At 56.9% G+C, this 23,730-nt stretch carries 18 protein-coding genes; 9 read left to right on the top strand and 9 right to left on the bottom strand.

The features are described 5' to 3' along the window. Positions 1 to 25: 25 nt before the first annotated feature. Positions 26 to 190 (bottom strand): hypothetical protein, encoded by a 165-nt coding sequence (locus ACP7E4_RS19575; RefSeq protein WP_162835389.1) that lies wholly within the window; start codon positions 188 to 190, stop codon positions 26 to 28. 745 nt (positions 191 to 935) lie between these two features. Here ACP7E4_RS19575 and ACP7E4_RS19580 point away from each other — a divergent pair. Further along, positions 936 to 4,337, top strand: a complete 3,402-nt coding sequence (locus ACP7E4_RS19580; RefSeq protein ID WP_426117149.1) for a type III effector HrpK domain-containing protein — start codon at positions 936 to 938, stop codon at positions 4,335 to 4,337. 450 nt (positions 4,338 to 4,787) lie between these two features. Here ACP7E4_RS19580 and ACP7E4_RS19585 read toward each other — a convergent pair whose 3' ends face one another. From ACP7E4_RS19585 to ACP7E4_RS19595, 3 genes are read right to left on the bottom strand one after another with little or no spacing between them, the layout of a single operon-like run. Beyond that, complete coding sequence (locus tag ACP7E4_RS19585) at positions 4,788 to 5,684, bottom strand: efflux RND transporter periplasmic adaptor subunit (protein ID WP_426117151.1); 897 nt, start codon at positions 5,682 to 5,684, stop codon at positions 4,788 to 4,790. Then, positions 5,681 to 5,896, bottom strand: a complete 216-nt coding sequence (locus tag ACP7E4_RS19590) for a DUF1656 domain-containing protein (RefSeq protein ID WP_426117153.1) — start codon at positions 5,894 to 5,896, stop codon at positions 5,681 to 5,683. The genes ACP7E4_RS19585 and ACP7E4_RS19590 overlap by 4 nt, the downstream gene beginning before the upstream one ends. Then, positions 5,886 to 7,895, bottom strand: a complete 2,010-nt coding sequence (locus tag ACP7E4_RS19595; protein WP_426117155.1) for an FUSC family protein — start codon at positions 7,893 to 7,895, stop codon at positions 5,886 to 5,888. Before ACP7E4_RS19595 ends, ACP7E4_RS19590 begins: the two co-directional genes overlap by 11 nt. 178 nt (positions 7,896 to 8,073) lie before the next feature. On the opposite strand from ACP7E4_RS19595, the gene ACP7E4_RS19600 reads away from it, so the two are divergent. Continuing rightward, on the top strand, positions 8,074 to 8,898 hold the full coding sequence (locus tag ACP7E4_RS19600) for an AraC family transcriptional regulator (RefSeq protein ID WP_426117250.1): 825 nt from the start codon (positions 8,074 to 8,076) through the stop codon (positions 8,896 to 8,898). Positions 8,899 to 8,950: 52 nt separating this feature from the next. On the opposite strand, the gene ACP7E4_RS19605 is transcribed toward ACP7E4_RS19600, so the two are convergent. Beyond that, the gene (locus ACP7E4_RS19605; RefSeq protein WP_426117157.1) at positions 8,951 to 9,055 is read right to left on the bottom strand and encodes an Arm DNA-binding domain-containing protein; all 105 of its coding nucleotides are present in this window, start codon (positions 9,053 to 9,055) and stop codon (positions 8,951 to 8,953) included. Between the two features lie 557 nt (positions 9,056 to 9,612). Here ACP7E4_RS19605 and ACP7E4_RS19610 point away from each other — a divergent pair. After that, positions 9,613 to 10,911, top strand: a complete 1,299-nt coding sequence (locus ACP7E4_RS19610) for an aminotransferase class V-fold PLP-dependent enzyme (protein ID WP_426117159.1) — start codon at positions 9,613 to 9,615, stop codon at positions 10,909 to 10,911. A 139-nt stretch (positions 10,912 to 11,050) separates the two neighbouring features. Here the strand turns inward: ACP7E4_RS19610 and ACP7E4_RS19615 are convergent, their stop codons facing one another. Further along, a complete protein-coding gene (locus ACP7E4_RS19615) occupies positions 11,051 to 11,941 on the bottom strand; it encodes a LysR family transcriptional regulator (RefSeq protein WP_426117161.1) in 891 nt (296 codons plus the stop codon). A 119-nt stretch (positions 11,942 to 12,060) separates the two neighbouring features. Between ACP7E4_RS19615 and ACP7E4_RS19620 the strand changes: the two genes are divergently transcribed. From ACP7E4_RS19620 to ACP7E4_RS19640, 5 genes are read left to right on the top strand one after another with little or no spacing between them, the layout of a single operon-like run. After that, a complete protein-coding gene (locus ACP7E4_RS19620; RefSeq protein ID WP_426117163.1) occupies positions 12,061 to 13,041 on the top strand; it encodes an ABC transporter substrate-binding protein in 981 nt (326 codons plus the stop codon). 21 nt (positions 13,042 to 13,062) lie between these two features. Continuing rightward, positions 13,063 to 14,133: an ABC transporter ATP-binding protein gene (locus ACP7E4_RS19625; protein WP_426117165.1), complete on the top strand. Its 1,071-nt coding sequence runs from the start codon at positions 13,063 to 13,065 to the stop codon at positions 14,131 to 14,133. Next, positions 14,127 to 15,782 carry an ABC transporter permease gene (locus ACP7E4_RS19630; protein WP_426117167.1) on the top strand — a complete coding sequence of 552 codons (1,656 nt, stop codon included), beginning with the start codon at positions 14,127 to 14,129 and terminating at the stop codon, positions 15,780 to 15,782. Before ACP7E4_RS19625 ends, ACP7E4_RS19630 begins: the two co-directional genes overlap by 7 nt. Then, positions 15,779 to 16,999, top strand: coding sequence for a pyridoxal phosphate-dependent aminotransferase (locus tag ACP7E4_RS19635; protein ID WP_426117169.1), 1,221 nt, complete (start codon positions 15,779 to 15,781; stop codon positions 16,997 to 16,999). The genes ACP7E4_RS19630 and ACP7E4_RS19635 overlap by 4 nt, the downstream gene beginning before the upstream one ends. A gap of 48 nt (positions 17,000 to 17,047) precedes the next feature. After that, positions 17,048 to 17,920 carry a phosphonopyruvate hydrolase gene (locus tag ACP7E4_RS19640; RefSeq protein WP_426117171.1) on the top strand — a complete coding sequence of 291 codons (873 nt, stop codon included), beginning with the start codon at positions 17,048 to 17,050 and terminating at the stop codon, positions 17,918 to 17,920. 363 nt (positions 17,921 to 18,283) lie between these two features. Here ACP7E4_RS19640 and ACP7E4_RS19645 read toward each other — a convergent pair whose 3' ends face one another. Next, positions 18,284 to 19,594: a sensor domain-containing diguanylate cyclase gene (locus tag ACP7E4_RS19645; RefSeq protein ID WP_426117173.1), complete on the bottom strand. Its 1,311-nt coding sequence runs from the start codon at positions 19,592 to 19,594 to the stop codon at positions 18,284 to 18,286. Between the two features lie 461 nt (positions 19,595 to 20,055). On the opposite strand from ACP7E4_RS19645, the gene ACP7E4_RS19650 reads away from it, so the two are divergent. Next, positions 20,056 to 20,652, top strand: coding sequence for a helix-turn-helix transcriptional regulator (locus tag ACP7E4_RS19650; protein WP_426117175.1), 597 nt, complete (start codon positions 20,056 to 20,058; stop codon positions 20,650 to 20,652). Positions 20,653 to 21,008: 356 nt separating this feature from the next. Here the strand turns inward: ACP7E4_RS19650 and ACP7E4_RS19655 are convergent, their stop codons facing one another. Together ACP7E4_RS19655 and ACP7E4_RS19660 are read right to left on the bottom strand one after the other, a co-directional pair. Beyond that, entirely contained in the window at positions 21,009 to 22,067 is a 1,059-nt protein-coding gene (locus ACP7E4_RS19655; protein WP_426117177.1) for a CobW family GTP-binding protein, read from the bottom strand. Further along, positions 22,064 to 23,671 (bottom strand): amidohydrolase, encoded by a 1,608-nt coding sequence (locus ACP7E4_RS19660; protein WP_426117179.1) that lies wholly within the window; start codon positions 23,669 to 23,671, stop codon positions 22,064 to 22,066. Before ACP7E4_RS19660 ends, ACP7E4_RS19655 begins: the two co-directional genes overlap by 4 nt. Positions 23,672 to 23,730: the final 59 nt, after the last annotated feature.

Raw genomic sequence — 23,730 nt, forward strand, 5'->3', positions numbered from 1 at the left:
CCTTGCAGCTGCCCGCGCAGCGACGTCAGTTCTGCGGACGTTGCTTGGTCGCATCGAGCTCAGCTTTTTTGGCTGTGGTCAGCTCGGTGATTTTTGCCGACTTCTCGATAGCCATATTGAAAGTGGCTTCCATTTTTGCGATTGCTGCATCTGCGCCGCCGCCGGAGCTTGCTGGAGGGACTTCACTCATTTTGGATCTCCTTGCTTTAGATGGGATGTCTTCAGCCGCAAAGCGGCGTGCTAATACTTCAGGCATCACAGTAAGGCAGCTTTATTACAAATAAACTTCAGCTCACCGCTCCGCACGAATCGATATTACGCAGATGAAATCATTCGACGCTGTGAAAACTTGTGAAACCTCACGCCTGCAACTAACCAGGTTCGAAGCAATATCATTTGGCCTTCACTCATGAGCGCCAAACTTAATATAATTCAAAATGTTTCTTTAGCTTTTTGTGGAACTTTATTTTAAATAACTGCCTTTTTTTTCGCCCTTAGCAGGAGGAGATCAAATAGCCACCAGTAATTTGCCACCCGCCGGCCAAAGCCCAATGCTTCAGCGACTATCCGGTTGTGAAACGTTGTGAAAACGTCCCTGCATAGCCCCTCACCTGCGCCCCACTCTGATAATGTCCTCGTCCATCGCTAGTTGAGGCTCAACAACTGAAGCTGCTTCGACGAGTAACCTCCCAGCGTGACTTGAACACCCAAAATACTCGCATCTCGCTTCACCAGACCCGTGATCCGCGAAACTAAGATGTGCGCCACATCACACTTTTATCGTGCACTGATAATTAACCAGCCGAACAAACGATGAGTTAGCTGTATTTATCAACCACAACAATACCCCCGCAGTGCCGGCCACTTTGCATTTACGCAGCCACCTACTCTTAACAAGTGACTGACTTGTTATTCATCGATACAGGAGCCTGAATATGTCCATCTCTGTGACGGATTTGAAAAAAAACCCAGCTGTAAACCAATCCGAATCCCAGTGGGACGGCTCGGTTCAGCGCGCCAAGGCCAAGGAAGCCGGTATCGAATGGCAACTGTCCGAAAACGATCATCGCTCGACACAAGAGATCATCGATGGCAGCCCATTGCTCAAGAACCTCGGCAATCAGAGTGACGTAAAAGAGAAGCTCAAGGAGCGAGTGGGCGATTTCGAAACCGACCGCGACGCGGCCTATCGCGCCACGCAGGTGCTGGAACACATCGAGCAGTTGGACGAAGGTGGCAGTCGCGTGGCCGGCAAAGACGTCAACAACAGCCGAGTGGACGGTTTCACCAAAAGCGGCGAAGCCAGGCACGGTACCGAAGCCGGACGCCTGCAGGACTTCGGCAAATACGGCTTCGATAACCTCGAGGGCAAACTCAAGAACGTCGACGCGGTTGCCGATGACCCGGTCGCGCGTGAAAAGGCCGACGCTCGGGGCATCCAATGGGTACGCCCGGAGAATGACCAACGCTCCGCACAGCAGATAATCGACGACAGCCCCTTACTGAAAAACCTGGGTAACCAGAGTGGCGTGAAAGATATGCTCAAGGAGCAGGTCGGCGACTTCGAAAATGACCCGGACGCCGCCTATCGCGCCAAGCAGGTGCTGGACCACGTTGTGCGTTTTGACGGGAATGGCGAACGCCTGGCGGGCAAAGATGTCAACAATGACAGCGTAGATGGCTTCACCAAAAGCGGCGAAGCCAAACACGGCACTGAAGCCGGTCGCCTGCAGGATTTCGGCAAGGGCGGCTTCGACAGTCTCAATGGCAAACTTGAAAGTGCCGCCAACGTTGGCGGCGATTCCAAGGCCCGCGAGGCAGGCGAGAAAGCCGGTATCGTCTGGGAGCTGCCGGAGGGCGACAAGCGCTCTGCCAGCGATATCATCGACGCCAACCCCCTACTGAAGAACCTCGGTAACCAGAGCGGTGTAAAAGACACCCTCAAGGAACGTGTCGGCGACTTCGAGAATGACCCGAACGCCGCCTTCCGCGCCAGCCAGGTGCTTGATCGAGTTGTTGGCTACGATGAGAGCGGCAAGGTCCTCAACGGCGGCGACGTTGCCAACAGCAGTGTCGACGGGTTCACCAAAAGCGGCGAAGCCCGAAACGGCACCGAAGCAGGACGCTTGCAGGATTTCGGCAAGTTCGGCTTCGAGTCACTGCCCAAGGCCCAGGCCAGCGAGGATATCGCCAGCTACAAGGACTTTCTCAAGGCCAAACCCGACGCCGACGAAGGCGCCAAACAAATCGCCCAGTACGCTGCCATTCTTGAGCAGAAGTACGACTCGATTCGTGGCAAGACCGGCGCCGATGGCGCGCTCACCGAACAGAACATCAAGGACTACAAAGACGCCAATCCCCAACTCAGCGCCAAGGAGCAGGAAGCGTTGGACTTTTGGGCCCAGCCGGGCGCGTTCAAAATGCTCGACGCCGCCAGCAACCCGCTGGCCAATACCGCCGACGGAAAGGTCGGCAAGGCCGACATCCAGAACTGGCTGAAGAACACTGCCCCGGCTGATGCCCCAGGGCTGACCAGTCTGTTGTCGACGGTGATATCGGGCAACGTGACCCACAATGTCGACACCAGCAAGCTGGGTGCTGATGTATTCGAACACCCCGAAAACTACACCGCAGAGCAAAAGGCCGCCGTGCTGATGGACCTGCAGAATGCGCAAAAGCTGGTGGTCGGCGGCGCCACCGCCGGGATGTGGGGCGACGATTACGGCAAGGTCGCCATTGCCAACGGCTCCGGCGCGTTCTGGCAACCGGACAAGGTGCTGCAGGATATCAACGACCACATCGCCCTTCTCCAGAACGACAAACCTACGGCTGAGTTCCTCCAGACACGTGGCGATGAGGCCATGAAGGCGCTGTTCGATGACAGCCCGGAGCTCAAGGCAGCGGTGACCAAAACCTACGAAGACCAGATCAAATCCGGTAAGGCGCTGGACAAAGCCTGGGATGCCGCCACCAAGGATGGCAAGGTCGATCAACCCAAGGCGCTGGCGGACTTTTATGCCACTGCGCGCAGCCTTCAGACGATGCTGGGCATCGACAAGGCCGCCGAGATCCAGGCAGGCGTGGGCAAGTCCTCACACAGCGAAGAGTTCAAGGCTTACTACAAAGACACACTGGCCTCGGGCGATCGTCTGCGCGAGCTGCTCAAGACCGAACCCCCGGAAGCGGCCGCCGGCGCTTTCAGCATGGAAGTGGCGCTCTATAACGGCACGCTGGACCCGGAATTCACTGGCACACTCGACAAGCAGCTGAACGACAACTTCTCCAGCATCGTTCAGGAAAACGCGTTCAAGGGCGCAACCTTCGATGATCTGAAAGCCGCCTATGGCAAGGATGGCGGCGCGGATCTAGACGAAGACAAAGTGCGCAAGCTGATTGACGACATACGTCGGGAATCACCCGAACTGCTGATGAACAAAGACGGCACCATGGCCACAACCGATCAAATCCTGGCGGGTTTCCGCGGCAACTGGGACATGTTCCGGCAGGGTATCAAGTCCCTGGACAGTATGAATTCGTTGGCTAAATTCGATATCAGTGGCGATGGCAAAGGCGCGTACAGCAGCGGCACCCTGCACGGTGTGAGCGGCCTGTTCCTGGCTGGCGTGACGATTGCCCGTGGCGTCCAGGGCGCAGGCAAGCTGACCGAAAGGAACAAGGTGGATATTGCGACCGGTTCGGTCCAGACCGCAACCGTGCTCACCGAAGGCGGCGCCAAGGCTTACAAGGTGTACCTGGACACGGCGATCAAAAACGGAGAACAGTCGCTCGACGACATGAGGACCGGCAAACTACCCAGCGATTTGCTCCAGCAGGTCAAGGACAACGTCAAGGACGGCAAGAACGCCAAGGTCATTGCCACTAAATTCGAGGACAGCGCCAAAGGTCTGGGTGGTCTCGCAGGTATGGCGATGGGCGCCTACGGCATCTTTGACGGCGTACAGGCGATTCGTCGCGGCGACAATCTGACCGGTGGTTTCGGGATCACGGCCGGCTCGCTGGGAGCCCTGGCCGGTGCGGCGTCAGCCGTCGAAGGAGGCCTTGGGCTGCTCAGCAGCAGTCTGCCGCGGGTTATCCCTTACCTGGCCGGTGTCGCCGGTACAGCCGGAGTTCTGGGCGTCCTGGCCGGAGGCGTGGCCGTGCTTGCCGCGCTGATCCCTGGGTTGGTCAGGGAAGGTCAGCAGCAGGCCAAGGCTGATGATTTTGCCCAAGTGCTCGGCGGCTCGATCGAGCGCTACGGTATCGACGGTGTCAAAGACGGCACAATCAGCGACATCCCGACGAAAGATTGGCCGGGCGGCGAACAATGGACGTCCTGACATAAGTCAACCTACGCGCGCTGGCGTCTTCGTAGACCCGGCGCACGGATTATCCACGCGGCCCCGCACACACTATCCTCATGCCTCCACGTCTCAAGTGAACCCGGAGCCGGCACATCCCTTAAGGAACCGACAGACAGCTCAGCGAAGCTTCCGCAACCTAGGCTGAAATAGCCGTCATCCAGTCACAACCAGTCTCTGTGTGCGGCGATAACCTATTCAAAAAAACTGAGGTCTATCTTCAGCCCATCGAAAGAAACTGCCCGCAGTAGCTCAGCGAGGAATACGCCGTCCAGTAATCGTCCATGGATATACGCACGCCGAGTCGCTTAAGAACGCAGTTCTGAGGCCTGACGAGCATTGGTGGATGCCATTCGGCGGTGTGGGACATGAGGGTTTGAACCCACCAACTGGCAAGCAGAGGGGTCGGTGAGAGTGGAAGCGCGTGTTTCATGAGCGATTATCCGTAGCAAGCTCGGTCTTCGGGGGGATGATTTCGACACTCGCTGTCATACCTGCCGCCAGCTCAACGTCCGGTGGAACCCGATCGATATGGATACGAACCGGAATCCGCTGCGCAAGACGCACCCAGGTGAAGGTCGCCGCCACATTTGGCAGGCCGAGATGCCCCGGCGAATCGTTGCTGTTCTCGATACCGCGACCGATGCTTTCGACATGCCCCGACACAGGCTGATCAAAGCCCATCAGCATGATATGCACCTGGTCGCCGACGCGGATTTGCCGGATCTTCGTCTCCTCGAAATAACCAGTGATCCAGAAGCTTGCCGCATCGAGGACAGCAACCGTCGTCGAACCGGCCGTCGCGTAGTCACCAGGCCGCAGCCTCAGATTAGTGACATAGCCATCAACCGGCGAGCGGATAGTAGAGCGGGCGAGATTGAGTTTGGCGAGGTCGAGAGTCGCCACCGCTGCTTGATAGGTGGCGCCCGCCACTGCTGCCGCGCCTCCTGTTTGCTGAACATCTTCTTGGGACACGATATCTCGGAGTTGGCTGCGCCGCCGCGCCGCCGCTTGACGAACCAGCCTATCCTGACGCTTGGCCTCGACGTCGGCTTCAGCCGACGCCAATGCGAGCCGGTACCGCTCCGGGTCGATCACATAAAGAATGTCACCCCGATGGACATATTGGTTATCAATAACGGGGACAGCGCTGACCGGGCCGGAGACTTCCGGTGCGATTTGCACAACATCCGCGCTCACTCGCCCGTCGCGAGTCCAGGGAGCCCGCTCGTAGCGGTCCCACGCCCCCAGCGCAATGAGCGTGGCGCCAGCAACGAGGCAAAGAGTCAGAGCATAGCGGCTGAGCAGGGATAGAACAGGCTTCAAGATAAGCGTCCGATTGATGGCAGGTGCTGCACGAGCAGGCCGTAGATGAGTACGAAAGTGGCGAGTTCGATGAGCGGCCGGTAGGCGAATATGCGGTAGATGCCCACGACCGAGAGAAGGCGGATTATCGCGAGGGTGGCAAACAGCGCGACGAAAACCAGCGCCAGCAAACCGGGGATGAGAACACCACCAACATCGAGATCAACGATCATGAGCCGCGCTCGCTGCATTACTGGGACCTAGTGCAAACTTAAGGTCGATGAGCAGGTCGACCATCCGCGAGCGGTCGTTGATCGAGCTGTCGGCGATCATCACCTGCAACGTCTCGATACGCTGAACAAAACCGATCGAATCAACACGCCCCTTAAGGCCTCTGGCGCCGAAGCGTAAGGTGATCGCGCAAAGAAGCTCGCCTAATTTTTCGGCAATGTCGCAGTTGACCTGCGGGATCATCTTGCGCAGCGGCCCAACAGCGCGACCGATGCGCAGATGGTGCAAGGTATCGTCGAGAACGTCTAAATAGCTTTTGTTGGACACCCGTAACCTTGGTAGGAGCAGCACCGTCCGATCGATCATCAGGTTCGTCCAATGCATGTCATCGGTTGCATCACCGAGGGCTCGTCGGCTGACGTCCCTGCGACTCAATCGAAGCAGTCGGCTGATCGCCGCGTCGACCGGGACGGTCTGGAACAAGGTCATGCTTACCACCCCGAATCCGACCGCTGCAAAGAGCGCGACAACGGTGTTGAGGGAGGCAGCAAAGTCGCCGGCGTAGGTAGCGCGCAGGCCCGAAAGAATCGGAATGGTCAGGGTGATCCCGAGCGCCATGAACGTCGTCGGGGGACGCGCTTGCAGGGAGCCAGCTAACAGGAATGCCGGTGCGAGCACCGCGACAAGGAGAACAAAGTCCGTGACCTGGGGAAGAATGACGAAGCTGTAGGCAAAGCTGATTGCCACCCCATAGATCGAGCCGACCATATATTTGATGACGTTAGGGGCTGGCGCGTCGACATTCCCGAACAGGGTGCAGCAAACGCCAAAAATGGAAACGGCTGTCCCGCCCTCAGGCCAGGCCGACCAGATCCAGAAAGCGCAGCCGATAAGGATACCGACGATGGCACCCAACGCGGCCCGGCCCGCCATCCAGCGATCACGGTGATAGATGTAGCCCTTCGCAGGCTTCGGCCAATGAAGCACTGCCGCCTCGTGTGATCGGTCTGCAGTCACGATGTGGCGCCCTAGGCTGTCGCAGTCTTGGAGCAGGCCGATCATTTCGGCAAGATAACCGGCGAGATTACCCGCGAGCCTGTCGCCAGGCGTTGCGGCGTCTGCGCCGAAACGTTTGTGGATCGCCTGCGCGCGGGCGATCAAACAAATTGCGTCGCCCTCCCGTTCGGCCGCCTCGACGGCTGGGATCCACGTCACGATATCATCGAGCAAAGCGATCAGTTCATCAGGCGAGTTGCCGCCGCCGATGCCAAGGGAATGGATCCGGTCTTCGATCTCCGCAGCGAGCGGAAGCAGTCGCGCGAGCCGGTCATGAATCAGTTGCACCGACTCGTGCCGCATCACAGGGGCCGGGTCATAGGGTAGGTGCGTCGCAAGCCCCTGCAGGGCAAGAAGATCCACTGCGAGCTGGGTGCGGTCGCGACGGTTCTCTCTCGGCGTTCCCTTCAAGGCGTCAGCTGCCAACCGACGGGCGTCCCGCAGCGCTGCCAACAGCTTGCCAGTGAACTGGCCCGTCATACGTTTGGGCAGGATGTAGCGATGCACCAGAACGGCACACAGTATCCCGATGGAGATCTCCTGGACCCGCACCGATGCCGTATCAAACACCGCGCCTGGATCAAGCACACTGGGAAACCCAATCAGGCTCGTGGTGTAGCCAGCCAGCACGAAGGCATAGGCTCTTGGCGTGCGATCCAGCAGCGAGAAGTAGAGACACAGACCGATCCAGCAGGCGAGCACCACGCTGCATGCAATAGGGTCGTTCACGAAATTCGGAATGATCGCCACCGTTGCCACGGCCCCGGCGAGGGTCCCCACAAAGCGATAGACACCGCGGCTGAGCGACGCACCAGCCGAGGTTTGCGAGACGATATAGACAGTCACTATTGCCCAGTAAGGATTGGCAAGTCCTATACGCAGCGAAACATAGTAGGCCAGCATCGCTGCGGCAAAACTCTTCGCCGAGAACAGCAACGCATCCACATCTGCCTTCACAGCAGGGGCTTGCAGGAGAGACGAAACCGCGCGTGCTATTGCGACGCGAGCTCTCTCCAGTGGTCTGTTCGCAGAAGGTAGGGTGTTCATGCGAACCATTATTACTGCGTTGCAAAGGCAAATAAATTCAGTATTCTTCCAAAATATACCTAAAAGCTGCCAATCGATGTCACTCTCACCATCAGCCGTCTCTGTCTTCGACCCCGACCTCACGGATCGGCCGGCGGTTGCGCGGCAGCTCGACTTTGCAGATCACCAAGCGGAAGTGCCGATGCATGTGCATCGCAAGGGCCAACTGATCCTCGCGCTGCATGGGGCGGTCACCTGTACTGCGGACAACGAGATCTGGATCGTGCCGCCCAACTGTGGCGTCTGGATTCCGGGCGGGGTGCCGCATAGCGCTCGGGCGACAGCAAATGCTCGGCTCAATTATCTGTTCGTGAACCCCGGGGCGGCAAAGCTACCCGAGGATTGCTGCACTTTGTCCATCTCCCCAATGATCCGGGAAATGGTCGATCGGTTGGCTCGTGAGCCTGCCGATTATCCTTCGGATGGCCATGCCGCCAGGCTTGCGAGAGTGATCCTTGACGAACTGGTCGAAATGCCGCGTGAGCACTTCAACCTACCCATCTCCAGTCATCCTAAAATTCGTGCGATAGCCGATGCGCTGACGATCGAACCTTCCGACCGCAGTACGTCAGCTGAATGGGCGAAACGCGTGGCGATGAGCGAGAGGTCGCTGGCTCGCTTGATGATTCGTGAGACGGGCCTCACATTTGGACGCTGGCGGCAGCAGTTGCACCTGGTCGTTGCGCTTCGAGAGCTGGCCAGTGGGGCAAAGGTGCAGAACGTTGCGACCGAGCTGGGTTATAACTCGGTCAACGCCTTTATCACCATGTTCAAAAAGGCACTGGGGAGCACGCCCGCACAGTATTTTGCACAACGCGGGGCGCTGCTGCCGTCGGCTCCAAAACGGATACCGAATGACTGAAATTGATGACTTTCATATTGGGTGATTTCGGCGGAAATAGTCAGTGTGGCGCTCATGCCTCATCACGCCGAGCACGCGCTTGCTTGAGGCTGACTTCAGGATAGATGCCGAAGGACATGCGCTGCTGGCGCCCTCCCAGTAGCACCGGAATATGCACTGCTTGTTGCCAACAGCGGTCACCATAAGTGAAAGGCCATCAGTCGCAGCGGCATTAGAGTCTCGGCCGCGGACAGTGGACCTATGGCCGGATAGTCGCGTCTAGCCGGGCGGACGGGCAATAATCAGTGGAGATAGCTCCTGTCAATTACGGAATCATCCCAGGCATATAGTCGATTTGACACTTTCACCGCGCTGCAAGAAATTGATGATCTACCTCCTCTCTTCGACCTGAACCCTCGGCTGTATCTGCAACCCAAATTCTCGACATTCGTAATTGTTTCTCGCAGCCATCAGTACTCCAACCTTCTTCACCATGAGTAATACTCATCATTGATGGGCAGAAACAAGATAGTCGATAACGAGTGACCTCTAAGGTTCACATTCCAAACCCTAAAATTGACTCGTCCACCGCTGTAAGAAATGAACTTCGCCGTGATGAACGCCCTTTATGCGACTACCACCGGCGTGTGGCGGACCAGATGGCTGCTTGCCTCCTGACGTTTATGTTCAAGTATCCGCTATCTGCGGCCAATTAATACATCGGAAATCAATTTCATGGCTATAGAAATTTCCCGAAGATCGTTTATTAATCGCTCGGCCTGCGTGGCTTTAGCGGCGTCTACCGGGTCGCTTTTCGCTGCAGACCGCGGTGGCGTGGAGGCGAAGTTCCTGACCACCGTTAGTTCCAGTGATGAAAGCTACTGGGTCAATATTGCTGCTCAGTATCAGGTGTCTCCTGATATAACCAATCTTGAAAACGGCTTCTACGGCATTATGACCAACACCGTCCTGGCGGAGTACCACCGCAATATCGAGATGCTTAATCTGAACAACTCTTATTATATGCGGACCGCTTACGAGACCGACATGTTGGCTGTTCGAGCGCAGATTGCCAATATCGCTGGTGTCTTGCCAGAGGAAATTGCAATCACCCGTGGTGCCACTGAAGCCCTGCAAAACCTGATCACTAACTACAACCTCATCAAGCCCGGTGATGTTGTCATGTACTCGGATCTCGACTACGACAGCGCGCAGTATGCGATGAACTATCTTCACGAGCGTCGAGGGGCCAACGTTGTGACCCTCACTATTCCAGAGCCTGCATCGAAACAAGACATTCTGGATACTTATGCGGCTACCTTTACCGCGAACCCAAAAACCAAACTACTGCTACTGACACATATCAGCCATCGTACCGGTAGGGTAATGCCCATCGCTGAAATATCAGCCATGGCCAAAGCGAAAGGCATTGATGTGATCGTGGATGCTGCCCATTCATGGGGCCAAATGGATTTCAGTATTCCTGATCTGAACGTGGATTTTGCCGCGTTCAACCTCCATAAATGGATGGGTGCGCCTCTGGGCGTCGGTTTTCTCTACATTCGCAAGAACCGCCTTGCAGACATTGACCGGGCATTTGCTGATGAAGACTCGGCGGCTACCGACATTCGTTCTCGTGTGCACTCTGGCACCACCAATACGGCCAACGTTATGACGGTACCCACGGCGCTGGGACTGCACACCAGCCTAGGCGCGGCGAACAAGCAGGCTCGCTTGCGTTTTCTGCGTGATTATTGGGTTTCGCGGGTCAGGGAGTTCAAGGGCATGAACATACTCACGCCCGATGAGCCCGGCAGCTACGGCGCGATCACGTCTTTCAGGCTCACCGGCAAGGTGTCGAAAGCCGACAATGCTGCAATTACCAACGAGCTGCGTGAAAAACACAATATCTTCACGGTACGGCGAGGCGGCGTGGCTGGCGGTGACTGTGTGCGGGTGTCTACTGCACTGTTCACCAAGACGTCCGACCTCGACCGCCTGGTCGCTGCGCTGAAGACCATCACAAAGTCTTGACACTCAATTTTTAGTAACGAAAGGGTGACTTCTGGCCACCCGCTGCGCCCGGGAAGTGCAGCAGGGCCAGAACATCGCCGCCGTACTCTTTGGCTCTCGATGGATCAGTCAAATCCAGTGAACCGGAGATGCGCCACACTTAAAAATGCTGTTCACTTTCACGCAAGATCCTCTTGAGCCAGCGACAAAACTCACGCGCCAGGTCGACGTGCGTGCTCTGGGTATTCACATAGGCCAGGTAGGTAGCCCCAGAGGCCACCGGCTCGTCGTCGGCCAAAATCAATGTGCCATTACGCAATTGATCCCTGACCACCACACGCGGCACCACCAGCAGCCCTGAGCCGCCGATTGCTGCCGCCACTGCCAAAAAAAGATGGTCGTAGACGGCGCCTACTTGTAGCCGATCCACCGGAATGTCTTTGGCGACCGCCCATACAGGTATCGCATCAGGTCGAGACTTCGAGGCGATCAGTGGCCATGTGCTCAGTGTTTGCGCGCGATGCGTCGCGACCATCGCTGGCGATCCTACACAGACCAAATCTTCCCTGATCAGCTCCCAGCTCTCCGTTCCATGGAGGATCAGATCGCGGGTAATCAAGACGTCAAATTCTTCCTGGGGCTGGGGTGCAGACAAGGACGTAATGAGATCGACCTTTATTGGATGGCTGTCCATGAAAATCCCCAGTATCGGGACCACAACCGTCATGGCGAAACTCGGCATAGAGGTTCGCACGATCAGCCGATCATGGTTTTTCTGGCCCTGCACCATCTGGTGCGTCGCCAACTCAATCGTGGAAACGGCATCTCTCACCGCTTCGTAGAACTGCGAACCCGAGGGCGTGAGCGTGATGTTAGGGCCACGGCGTTCGAACAGTTTCAGCTCTGCCAGTAACTCAAGCGCGGCGACGTGCCTGCTCACGGCACTCTGCGTAATACCAAGTGCTTGGGCCGCCTGCGTGAAGTTGCCGAACCTGCCCGCCGCTGCAAACACCCGAATCGCAACCATCGGGACGCCAACTTTCTTCACCATGAGTAATACTCATCATTGATGGTTAAAAACAAGATAGTAGATAACGAGTGACATCTAAGCTTCACACTCTAAACCATAACATCGACTCGACCACTGTCCATTAACCAAGAGTCAGACTTATGCTCAGTAAAAATATTTTATCATGCGTAGCACTCATCCTCGGCATTCAAGCCAGCGTAGCAAATGCTTCGGATGTCGTGCTCTACTCTTCAAACGACGTGCAAACTGTCAGCGCCCTTGTCGATCAGTTCGAGCAGCAATACCCTGACATCAACGTATCGGTAGTCCGCGCCGGGACAGGCGCGCTCATGCAGCGCATCAAGGCCGAAGCGGCCAACCCATTGGGCGATATCTTCTGGTCGGGCGGACTTTCGACGATCGGTGCGTTTCAAGACCAGCTTGAGCCTTACAAATCGGCTGCAGAAAACGCTGTACCCGCCCAATACCGCGCACCGAACGATCAGTGGCTGGCCACAAATACCCATGTCACCGTGCTCATGGTCAACGCGCGACAAGCCCCGGACGGTGAACTCCCCATAGGCTGGGCTGACCTCGCTGATCCGAAGTGGAAAGGCAAGCTGGTCATTCCGGACCCAATGTTCAGCAGTGCCTCCTACGTCGCCCTTTATGGCCTGAGGAAGACGCTCGGCGACACCCTCTATGCGAAAATTGTCCGCAACGCCGTCATTGTCGGCACCACCTCCGCGGCCTACCAAGGTGTCGCCAACGGTGAGTTCGCGGTGGCCGTAACGATGGAATACGCCGCTTATCAATACGTGGCCGGTGGGATGAAAGACATCAAGCTGGTCTATCCAGTCGAAGGGACGTTCTTATCTCCCGAAGGCATGGCGTTGATCAAAGGCGGCAAGCACCCCGCGCAGGCACGCAAACTATACGACTTCCTGGCGTCGCAAGCGGTGCAGACGAACATTTTCAAAAGCGCTTTTCGTCGCCCAGTACGTACGGACATCGATGTCAGCAAGCTTTCCGATCTACCCGCGCTGGAGAACATCAAGGTAATCCCTCTGGATGATCATGAGATGGAAACAGACCGCGCCGCATTTCTTGCGCAATGGCGCCAACTTCTGGCCTCCAACTGATATCTGCGCCAGGGTTATCACATGCAAGTTTCATTCGAAAAGATCGATCAAAGTTACGACAACCAAACACTATTCATTCAATTGGATCTGGTAATCCCGAGCGGCCAGTTCTTTACGCTGCTGGGCCCTTCCGGCTGCGGCAAGACCACATTGTTACGCATGCTTGCGGGCTTTGTTCGGCCCGATGCAGGACGTGTACGTTTCGGCAAGGATGATGTCACCTCGGTACCCGTGCACCATCGGGGCGTGGGCATCGTGTTTCAGGACTACGCGCTGTTTCCTGATCGCTCTGTTCTGGCAAATGTCGCTTACGGCCTGCTCGCCCGTCGTGTGCCCAAGGCTGAGGCAGCGGACCGGGCGGCAGCGATGCTCAAGCGCGTCGGCCTGGAGGCCTTCAAGGACCGCGCACCGGCAGCGCTTTCTGGTGGTCAGCGTCAGCGCGTGGCGATGGCCCGGGCACTGGTTATAAAACCGAGGCTGCTCCTGCTCGACGAACCACTGTCGGCGCTGGATGTGAAACTGCGTGTCGAATTACGTTACATGATCAGGGAGCTGCAGCAAGAGGCCGGCATCACCACTGTTTTCGTCACGCACGATCAAGAAGAAGCGCTGGTGATGTCCGATCAGATCGCAGTGATGGATCGTGGGCAAATCGTACAAATCGGTACACCCCAAGAAATCTACGCACAACCACGCACGGCGTTCGCCGCTGATTTCGTCGGCAACGCGAATCTCATTCCAATCCTTGAGGAACTTCCTGCAGCCAGTGGTGGAACAAGACGATTGAGGACACCTGCAGGAACGCTGTTTACGAACAGTGACGCACCTTGTCTACCCGGGGCACTTCTGGCAGTACGTTGCGCAGAAATCCTGCTGCACACTCCCGGCACCACACAGGACGGCAAAGTGCCGGGGGTGGTTCAGCACGTTGAATATCGCGGAAGTACGGTGGGTTACACCATACAAACCGCTATCGGTGCACTTCATGTCGATACCTGGGCTTCGCAAAACGCGCAACTGCACCAACGCGGCGACGCCGTCGCGCTGGAGATCCCGCACACGGCGCACATCGTCGAGGGTCGACCATGCTAGGCACTTTACGACGCGACGCAGTATGGCTTGCTTTAGCCATTCTGGCGATTGGCACGCTTGCCATTTTTCTGGTCTGGCCTCTGGCAACTATGCTGGGCAAATCACTAATAGGCCCCGATGGTTCAGTGAACCTCAGCGGATACGTACGTTTTTTCTCGGACCGGTCCTATCGCGAAGCGTTTTCGAACACGCTGATTCTCGGGGTCGCTGTGACCTTCAGCTCCATGCTGGTCGGTGGCAGCCTTGCTATCGTCGTTGCTCGCTGCAAATTCCCGCTGGTCGGCCTGGTCACCGCACTGCCACTCATCACACTGGTTATTCCGGATGTAGTGGTGGCGGCGGCATGGGTACTGATCCTGGGCAAGCAAGGCATTGTGAATACTCTCCTTGCACCGCTGGGTGTGACGTTGCCGTCCATCTACTCGTGGTGGGGTCTGGTATTTGTCATGACGCTCAACAACTACGTGTATGCCTTCGTAGCCGTATTCATCGGGTTGAAATCCATGGACCGGAATCTGGAAGAGGCTGCACAAAGCCTGGGGCGCCCAATAGGGCGGGTAATCTGCGGTGTAACCCTATCGATGTTGATGCCCTCGATCTTCGCCGGCGCGATGATCGTATTCACCCAGGTTATCGGCAGCTTTGGCGTACCGGCCATCCTTGGCGCGCGAACACCTGTGTTGGCGGTTAAAGCTTACAACGAGTTCGTGAGTGAAATGGGCGGTAATGCACAAATGCAGACGACCATGGCTTCGCTGCTGGTAGGCCTGGGCGCCCTCGTACTGCTGGTACAGAAGTTCTTCGTTGAACGCCGACAATTTCAGATGGAGTCGGGGCGCAGCCCGGCTGCATCGCCCATTGTCGGCTGGCGTGCGATTGCCGCTGCGCTCAGCGTTTTCTTGGTGGTCGCACTGTCGATGCTGCCCGCAGTGGTGGTGAGCATCACAGCATTTACACCAGCATCCGGGCCTGTTCTGCGCTATGGCAGCTTCACCCTGAGCAACATGGCGCATGTATTGATTCGCGCGCCGGAGCCGCTCTACCACTCCTTGCTCTTGGCGACAGTTGCGACGATTGCAGGCACCTTGTTCACCATCATCGCAGCGTATCTCATCGTCAAGAGACGCTCGGCGCTTACCCATATGCTCGATGTCCTGGTGACGTTGCCGCTGACGATCGCCGGCACCGTGTTAGGCATTGCGCTGATCAATACGTTCGGCAGTGGCTGGCTGGTGCTGACAGGGAGCTGGGTCATCATGGCGCTGGCCTACTTCTTGCGCCGCGTCCCTACCAGCGTTCGCGCAGCCATCGGCCCCCTGCACAACCTCAAGGACTCAATTGAAGAAGCGTCCATGAGTCTGGGGGTGAGCCCGATTCGAAGTTTTTTCCAAGTGGTCTTGCCAGTCATTGGCCCTTCGGTTGCTGCTGCTGCCGTGCTCATGTGGGTTACCACCCTGTCAGAGCTTTCCGCAACCATCGTCCTGTATTTCGGAGGCATGAGCACGATGCCAATCGAGATATTCCAGCAGGTGGATAGCGATCGCCTGGCGCTCGCGTGTGCTTACAGCCTGGTACTGCTGCTGACCATCTTTATTCCCTTGGCAATCGCCAGATGGCTCTTTCGCCTGAAAATAGGAACTGTTGAATGACCACTACTGCCACCCAAAATTTTCTAGCCCAACGGGTATTGGGAGCCAAACCTTCGGCCACCAAAGAAATGACCCGGCTTGCCAACCAACTTCGGCTTGAGGGTCACGATGTCATCACACTGAGCCAAGGTGAGCCAGACTTCCCGACGCCAGAACACATCCGAGAAGCAGCGAAAGCGGCTATTGAGCGCAATGAATCGAAATACACCGAGGTAGCGGGCACGCTCGCATTACGCGAAGCCGTGGTGCGAAAGTTCAAACGCGATAACGGCCTTGACTACAGCCCTGATCAAATTCAAGTGGGGTGCGGAGCAAAACAGGTGCTGTACAACGCCTTGCAGGCAACCCTCAATCCGGGCGATGAGGTCGTCGTGCCGACGCCTGCGTGGGTGTCCTATCCCGAGATGGTGTTGCTGGCCGGTGGACGACCGGTGATCGTACGCTGCGGCGCCTCCACCCGTTTCAAGATCACCCCGACGCAACTGGAAGAGGCCATCACGCCGCGTACGAAATGGTTGATGCTCAATTCGCCATCGAACCCCAGTGGCGCCATCTATAGCCATGCCGAGCTGGCAGCTTTGGGCGAGGTACTCCTACGCCATCCCCATGTATGGGTGATGGCCGATGATATTTACGAAAAAATTCGCTACGACGACACGCCATTTGCAACGCCCGCCATGGTTACCCCCCAGTTGGCAGCACGCACGCTGACAATCAACGGGGTGTCAAAGTCTTATGCAATGACCGGTTGGCGTGTGGGATTCGGCGCAGGCCCCCTGGAGCTGATCAAAGCCATGAATCTGGTGCAGTCACAGTCAACGTCACATACCAGTTCGATCAGCCAGGCCGCAGCGGTCGCGGCACTAGATGGCCCTATGGATTTCTTGCCTGGATTCGTCGACTCATTCCGCCAACGACGAGACAAGGTAGTCGCTGCGCTTCAAGCCATCAAAGGATTGACGTGCGACGTCCCCCCAGGTGCCTTCTACGCGTTTCCTGGCTGCCAAGGACTGCTCGGTACCCGCGATCAATCAGGCAACTTGATCGAGACCGATACTGATCTCGCCTTGTACATCTTGCGCAGCGCAGGCGTCGCAGTAGTACCTGGCAGTGCGTTTGAACTACCAGGCCATTTCAGAGTGTCGTACGCCGCATCGGATGCCGAACTGGTTGAAGCCATGACGCGCATCGCAGCGGCATGTTCAGCACTGCGCTGAATCATGTCATAGAGCACACGACCTATTTTTTTATGCCGAGTTTTGACCATGACCAAGAATCAAACCCTTCGTAGCGCCCTTGCCACTGGCAAGCTCTTCACGGCGATGGCCGCCCACAACCCGCTGGCGGCGAAGTTGGCTGAAGAGGCTGGATTTGCGGGCATCTGGGGGAGCGGCTTTGAACTTTCCGCAAGCTACGCCGTACCCGATGCCAACATCCTGTTCGCAGGCACGCACCTTGAAATGATGAGGGCAATCGCGTCTGTTGTTTCTATTCCACTGATTGCCGACATCGACACCGGGTTCGGCAACGCCGTCAACGTCAGCTATGTCGTCCCGCAGTACGAGGCGGCCGGCGCCTCCGCAATCGTCATGGAGGATAAGACTTTTCCCAAAGACACGAGCTTGCGAGCCGATGGCCGCCAGGAGCTAGTCAGAATCGAAGAGTTTCAGGGGAAAGTAGCAGCTGCCGTCGGTGCTCGCCGCGACAAGGACTTTGTGGTGATTGCCCGCACCGAGGCGCTGATTGCGGGCCAAGGGCAGGCAGAAGCCATCAGACGTGCCGAAGCCTACGTAGAGGCTGGCGCCGATGCAATCCTGATCCATTCAAAGCAGAAGACACCTGATGAAGTGCTCGCGTTTATCGATGCATGGAACGGGTCCGTGCCTTTGTTATTGGTGCCAACAGCCTATCCTCAATTGACCGAAGCAGATATCGCCGCATTGGGCAAGGTGGGTATCGTGATTTACGGGAACCATGCGATAAGGGCTGCCGTCGGCGCAATGCGCAACGTGTTCGCACAGATTAGAGCGCAAGGAGGCATCCAGAATGTGGATGAGGCCCTGCCCTCCGTCAAAGATATCATCGCCCTGCAAGGCGATACGCAAATGCGCGATCTGGAAGCGAAATATCTGAGATAAAATGCACCGTAAACCAGCCTTTCCTTCTAATCCGATGTGACCGCAGCAGTACGCCGGATTACGTAGTGAGAGGACGACTGCATTCAGTTTAACGCTCTTGCGACGGCCCACGTGGCCGTCGCCTCTTTAGCTAAAAATCCGTAGTCTTTTCGCCCGAGATCAAGACTGCCCCCAAGCAGTAAAATCTGTAAATAATCGGCATCTTTCGATGCCTTCAACTTAAGTACGCAAGCTGTCCACCAGATGCTTTAGTCGACTGGCCTGTTGCTCATGGAGTTCGCCGGACTGTTACTGTTCTGGGGGTGATCAGGGCTGGCGGCATAGTCAGGCCATGCTAACCAGTATTCAGACAATTTGACGATGCTAAGCGCTGACAACCCGGTTGCGCCCATTCTGTTTGGCGCTGTAACTGGCCAAGTCGGCACGGCGCAGCAATTCTTTGGTGCTGAGGTCTACCGTCCAGGTGGCGACACCGAAACTGGCGGTGACGCGGCCTGCGACTGCGATCTCGTGATTGGCCAGGGACTGGCACAACACGATGGCCAATTGTTCGGCGCTTTCCTGTGACGTGAACGGGCAAAGGATAGCCAATTCTTCACCACCGATCCGGCAAAACACGTCGCTGGCGCGCAAGCGTTGGCGGATCAATGTGCAGGTTTGCTTGAGTACAGAATCACCCACCTCATGGCCGAACCGGTCATTGATGGATTTGAAGTGATCGAGGTCGAGCATGATCAACGAAAAACCGGCGGCGTAACGTTTGCCGGTGTCCACCAGATGCTCCAGCGAACTCATGAAGTGACGACGGTTATAAATGCCGGTCAACTCATCGGTGATGGCCTGGGTTCGCAGTTTTTCTTCGCGATCCTTGAGCTCGGTGATGTCACTGAACGAGCCATACCAGACGAATGTCTGGTCCGGCTGACGCTCGGCGTAGGACTGTCCGCGCAACCAGCGCAGACCTTTGACCGGCAGCAACACGCGAAAATCGCAGGTCCAGCCCTCGCCGGTTTCTACCGATTGAGCCGTGACCGCCCTGATCAAAGGCAGGTCCTCGGGGTGCAGGCGCTGGAACAGTGGACTGCCGGCGAAATTGACACCGATGACCGCTTCGGCCTTGAGCTCGAAAACGTATTCGACGCTGGGGCTGCAAAATGAAAAGTAACCGTCGCCCGGTGGCCGCAAGTGGTACTGGTAGAGCACGTTGGGGATGCGTTGGGTCAGCAGCGTCAACAGTGCTTTGCTTTCCTTGATCCGGTTGAGCAACTCGATACGCTCGCTGACGTCGATGATCACGCTGATGTGTTCGACCTCGCCGCTACTGGCGTCATTAAATCGGGCGTGGCGCAGTTCGCCGGTGAACCGGCTACCGTCCTTGCGCTGATAATGCCACTCCATGGCTTTGCTGGATCCCATGTCATCGAGGGCGAGTTGGCCGATCAGTTGTTTGTCGGTCAGGGCCTGAAACGTCGGAGCGGCGCAGGTACGACGGGTAGCGATGTCTTCCTGAACGTAGAGCAATTCGACGTTATTGCGCCCCAGCACCTCTTCACGGCTGAAGCCGAACAAGGCCTGGGCACCGTCGCTGAACAGCTTTATCCGGCCTTCGGGGTCGGTGGTGACGACCGCCACCTGGGTCGCTGCATTGATCAGGTTGGTGATACGTGCGTTCAAGAATCTGATCTGGTTTTTCCGTGCAATCAATTCGTTGAACTGCGCCTCCGACTGCTTCTGGCGGTGGAGTGTGGAAACGCAAAGACTACCCAGAAAAAGCGTTTGAACGATCAGTGCCAGTTCAGCATAACTGTGGGCCAGGGTCTGGTCAGGAAGCCAGATCAACACCAGCGTGGTACTCAGACTCAGACTCAGCACCAGACCAAACGACAGGCCAAGAAAAAAAAAGTGACTTTTGGGGGGCTTGATCGGGGGGAATCATAAACACCTGCAAGATGATCTGTAAGGCTGTTAGCGCACTTGCCCTGCTGACGCTGCGAAAGATTATCTCTAAGGCTGCGGACGGATAGCTAGTAAATTAAGCGTTTCAGCCCATCCGTTTAGAACCCAATGGCCGCACTGAGCGCCAGCGAAAAGGCCAGGAGCCGCAGGTGTTGTCGTGTTCCGATCAGGCAAGACTAGTGCAGATATCGCGTATCTCCCGGGACTACGTCGAGCGTTTTCACAGCCTGGACGGCAACCGCCAAGCGATGCTCGGTCACCGGGCAAAATACGGCGGCGCGCGAATCCTGGCTCAGCTTCAGTCAGCTGAAGACATCACCCATCGCGACTATCGGCGGATCTGCTACGAACAACCGAAAATCTCCCAGCGCATGGCCTTGCTCAATCATCAGGACGAGGGCGGGGCCTGGCTGTCGATCAACTTCTATCGAGGTCGCGAGCACGGCAACTTCAATCAGCGCGAAATTGAATTTATCGAGTCGGTTGCGCCGTTACTGATTCAAGTCACGCGATTGCACTATCGCGCTTTTATCGAAGCCAATCAGATGCCGTCCTTACTAAGTCAACGCGTCGAGTTGCTCTATCCTGAACTGACTCGTCGGGACCGTGAACTACTTAAGTATTTACTTTGTGGTCTTGGGGCTGAAGATATCGCGCCCCTGATGGGCATCCAGCGCTCTAGCGCCGCTACCTACATCAAACGGCTCTATCGAAAGGTGGGAGTCAGCGGACATCGAGAATTGCTGGGGCTGGTAGTGAGAGGTCGTTGGTCCTGAGCGGACGTTGAATACTGAGCATTGGTGAGAACCGCGAGCCTGAGCATCTTTCAATCGCCGCTAGCCCCAGGGGATGGCGTCTACTGGGAGAACAACTACGCCTGTTGTTAACTATCACCCCCTAGTGGCAGGCGTTGGCAGATGCCCTTCGCCGCCGCTCTGACCACCGGCCTGCCGCTGCTCGTGGGCGCTTGAATCGACAGTCTCGATTATGGCCTGGTCTCTTCGCTTGGGGGTCGTGTTCCTTCATCTGCCTGCCACGCCACTGTCGCATCGCATGGACGCGTGAAAGCCCTTTACTTCTCGACCAATTCCCTGGCAAGAATGCAACAGCCAGGGAGTTGCGTTCCAGGAAATCAGAGATGCTGAGGAATGATCGGGTGCACACCTACGAACTTTTGAAAGGTCCGAACGATATCGGCATAGTCGATGTCTTCCGTGATGAAGACGATACGCGTGCGCCGGTCAGCCGAAGGCCATGATGGCAATTTCTGCGGTGAATGAAATATGTGCTGCACTCCGTGTATGACCAACGGTTCTTCAGGATACTCAACCAGATGCACAAGACCTTTCACACGTAGCATAGATTCGCCGCGCATGGATGCCATCAGGTCCAGCCAATGGAAAAAGGCCGCCTCCTCTACCGGCTCATCCAGCACAATACAATGAGCCCTTATACGATCACCATGACGGTTCACGTCATGATGATGCCCGTGATGGTGATGACCATCACTGAATTTCTCATTCGACAGCCAAGCGCTGACGTCAGCCGATTTGCGTAATGGGTCGTACTCTTCGGCTCCCAGCACATCGTCCGGACTGACATTTCCATCGACCACATATCGCATCGGGGCAGTTAGATTGAGGGCCCGCAAACGCGCACTCAGGGTGTCGACTACCTCGCCAGCAACCAGGTCAGTCTTGGTCAGCAGTAGACAATCAGCCACCGCAGCCTGCTTCACCGCTTCGGTATGACGATCAAGAGTGCCCATGCCGTTGACAGCATCTACGGTAGTCACAACGCAGTGAAGACGATATCGGCTGATGATGTCAGGGTCGACCATCAGGGTATGCAGCACTGGCGCTGGATCGGCCAGACCAGTGGTTTCGATGACAACCCGAGTGAACTCGGTGATTTCCTTTCGCTCACGCCTGGCGTTGAGCTCCAGGAGTGTATCGACCAAGTCACCGCGTACCGTGCAGCACAGGCAACCGCTGTTTAGTATTCGCAAATTTTCACTCACCTCTTCGACTAGCAGGTGATCGATCCCTATCTCTCCGAACTCATTGATGATGACCGCCGTGTTCCCCAACTCGGGAAGCTGCAGCAGGTGATTCAGCACGGTGGTTTTTCCGCTACCGAGAAAACCGGTCAACAACGTCACAGGTATGCGTGAATCGACAATGTCCTTCATGGCGTCTGCTCATACACGATACGGCCTTCGAACCAGGTCGCCAGAACGCGAGTCGCAGCCAGCTCGTCGACCGGGATGTAGAACAAATGACGGTCGAGAACGATCAAGTCAGCGGATTTGCCAACCTCGATTGAGCCGGTCTCGTCTGCGATGCCCATCGCTCGCGCCGGGTTAAGTGTGTAGGCGCGCAACACCGTGGCCAGATCAAGCGCCTGTTCGGGCCAAAGCGCCCCGGGAAACCGCCCGCTGGGATCGCGTCGGGTGACCATGCCCTGAATCCCGGTCCAGGGACTCGGATCCGGGGTCACCGGCCAGTCCGAGCCACCAGCAATCAGCGCACCCGACTCGTGAAGGTCACGATTTGGCCAATAGTGCTCTACCCTCTCCAGCGGCACGGTCGCACGAATCGCTTCAATGAAGATGCCCGGAAACCAAATCATGGGCGACAAATCTGCGGCCACGTTGAGCTCGGCGAAGCGCGGTATATCGTCCGGATGTATAAAACTCGCGTGGGCAATCTGATGCATCAACCCGAGCCCGTTGAAGCTGCGCACAACCTCAATGGCGTCAAGTGCAGCCCGTACGGCGCCATCCCCTGTGCAGTGGATTTTCACAGCGATACCCTGCCCCTCGCAGTCGGATAACGCACGCGCCAACTGCGGCACACTCAGCAGGGTCGCGCCGCGAAAGCAGCAGGCGTGAAGGGCATCGGGTAGATAGGGTTCCAGCATTGCCGAGGTACGCGTGGTCGGCACACCGTCAAGGAAGATCTTGCCGGCATCGGGGCGAAAATGACGGCTGCGATAGCTATCACGTAGCGCGAACAAGGTTTCGCCCCATTCTCCCGGCGCGAGTGCCGCCTCTACGACGGGCAGTGAACCTACGACCCACGCCGTCAACTGCTCTGAATCGGCAAGCGCCTTGATGGCATCCATCACCGGACGCGATGTGAGTGCTTCCTGAAACCCTGTAATGCCGCAAGCATTGAGTCGACGCAATGCATGCGCGCCGGCATCAATGTCAAGTTGCGGCGATGATGCGAGAGCATTGCCCACGGCGGCCTCGACCAACGCTGAGGCCGCCTCCAGCAGCAGGCCCGTCGGCTCGCCAGTGGCAGGATCGCGAACGATCTCACCGTTGAGCGGATTCGGCGTGGCGGCATCGATGCCGGCGAGACGCAAGGCAACGGAACTGGCCCAGCGATTGTGGTGCGAGTCGTCCCTAAGCATTACCGGCCGGCCGCCAGCAGCCTCATCCAAGGATTTACGGGCCTCCAACGTCAACTCGCCGAGCAGGCCGCTGCCCCAGATACCGCCGACTACCCAGCCATCGGGCGGCTGCTTCATAGCGGCCTGACGAACCTGCTCAAGCACCTGTTGAAGTGAGAGGTTGGGAGGAAAACCCGTTTCATATAGCTCTGCGCGTCCGGCAAACAGAAAATGGTTATGCACGTCGATGATACCGGGCATGACCATCCGCCCCTGGAGATCGATGACTCGTGCCCGGGACGACACGGCTGCACGAGCAGCGGCCTCGCTTCCCACGGCAATCAGGCGACCGTCACGTATTGCCAGCGCGTCGGCCCATGGGTAATCAGCGTTCATCGTGTAGATGGCGCCATTGAAAAAAATTAGATCCGCATCAGTATTTTGAGAAGTCGTCA

The organism is Pseudomonas sp. DSP3-2-3 (genome assembly GCF_049898225.1).
Lineage (GTDB): Bacteria > Pseudomonadota > Gammaproteobacteria > Pseudomonadales > Pseudomonadaceae > Aquipseudomonas.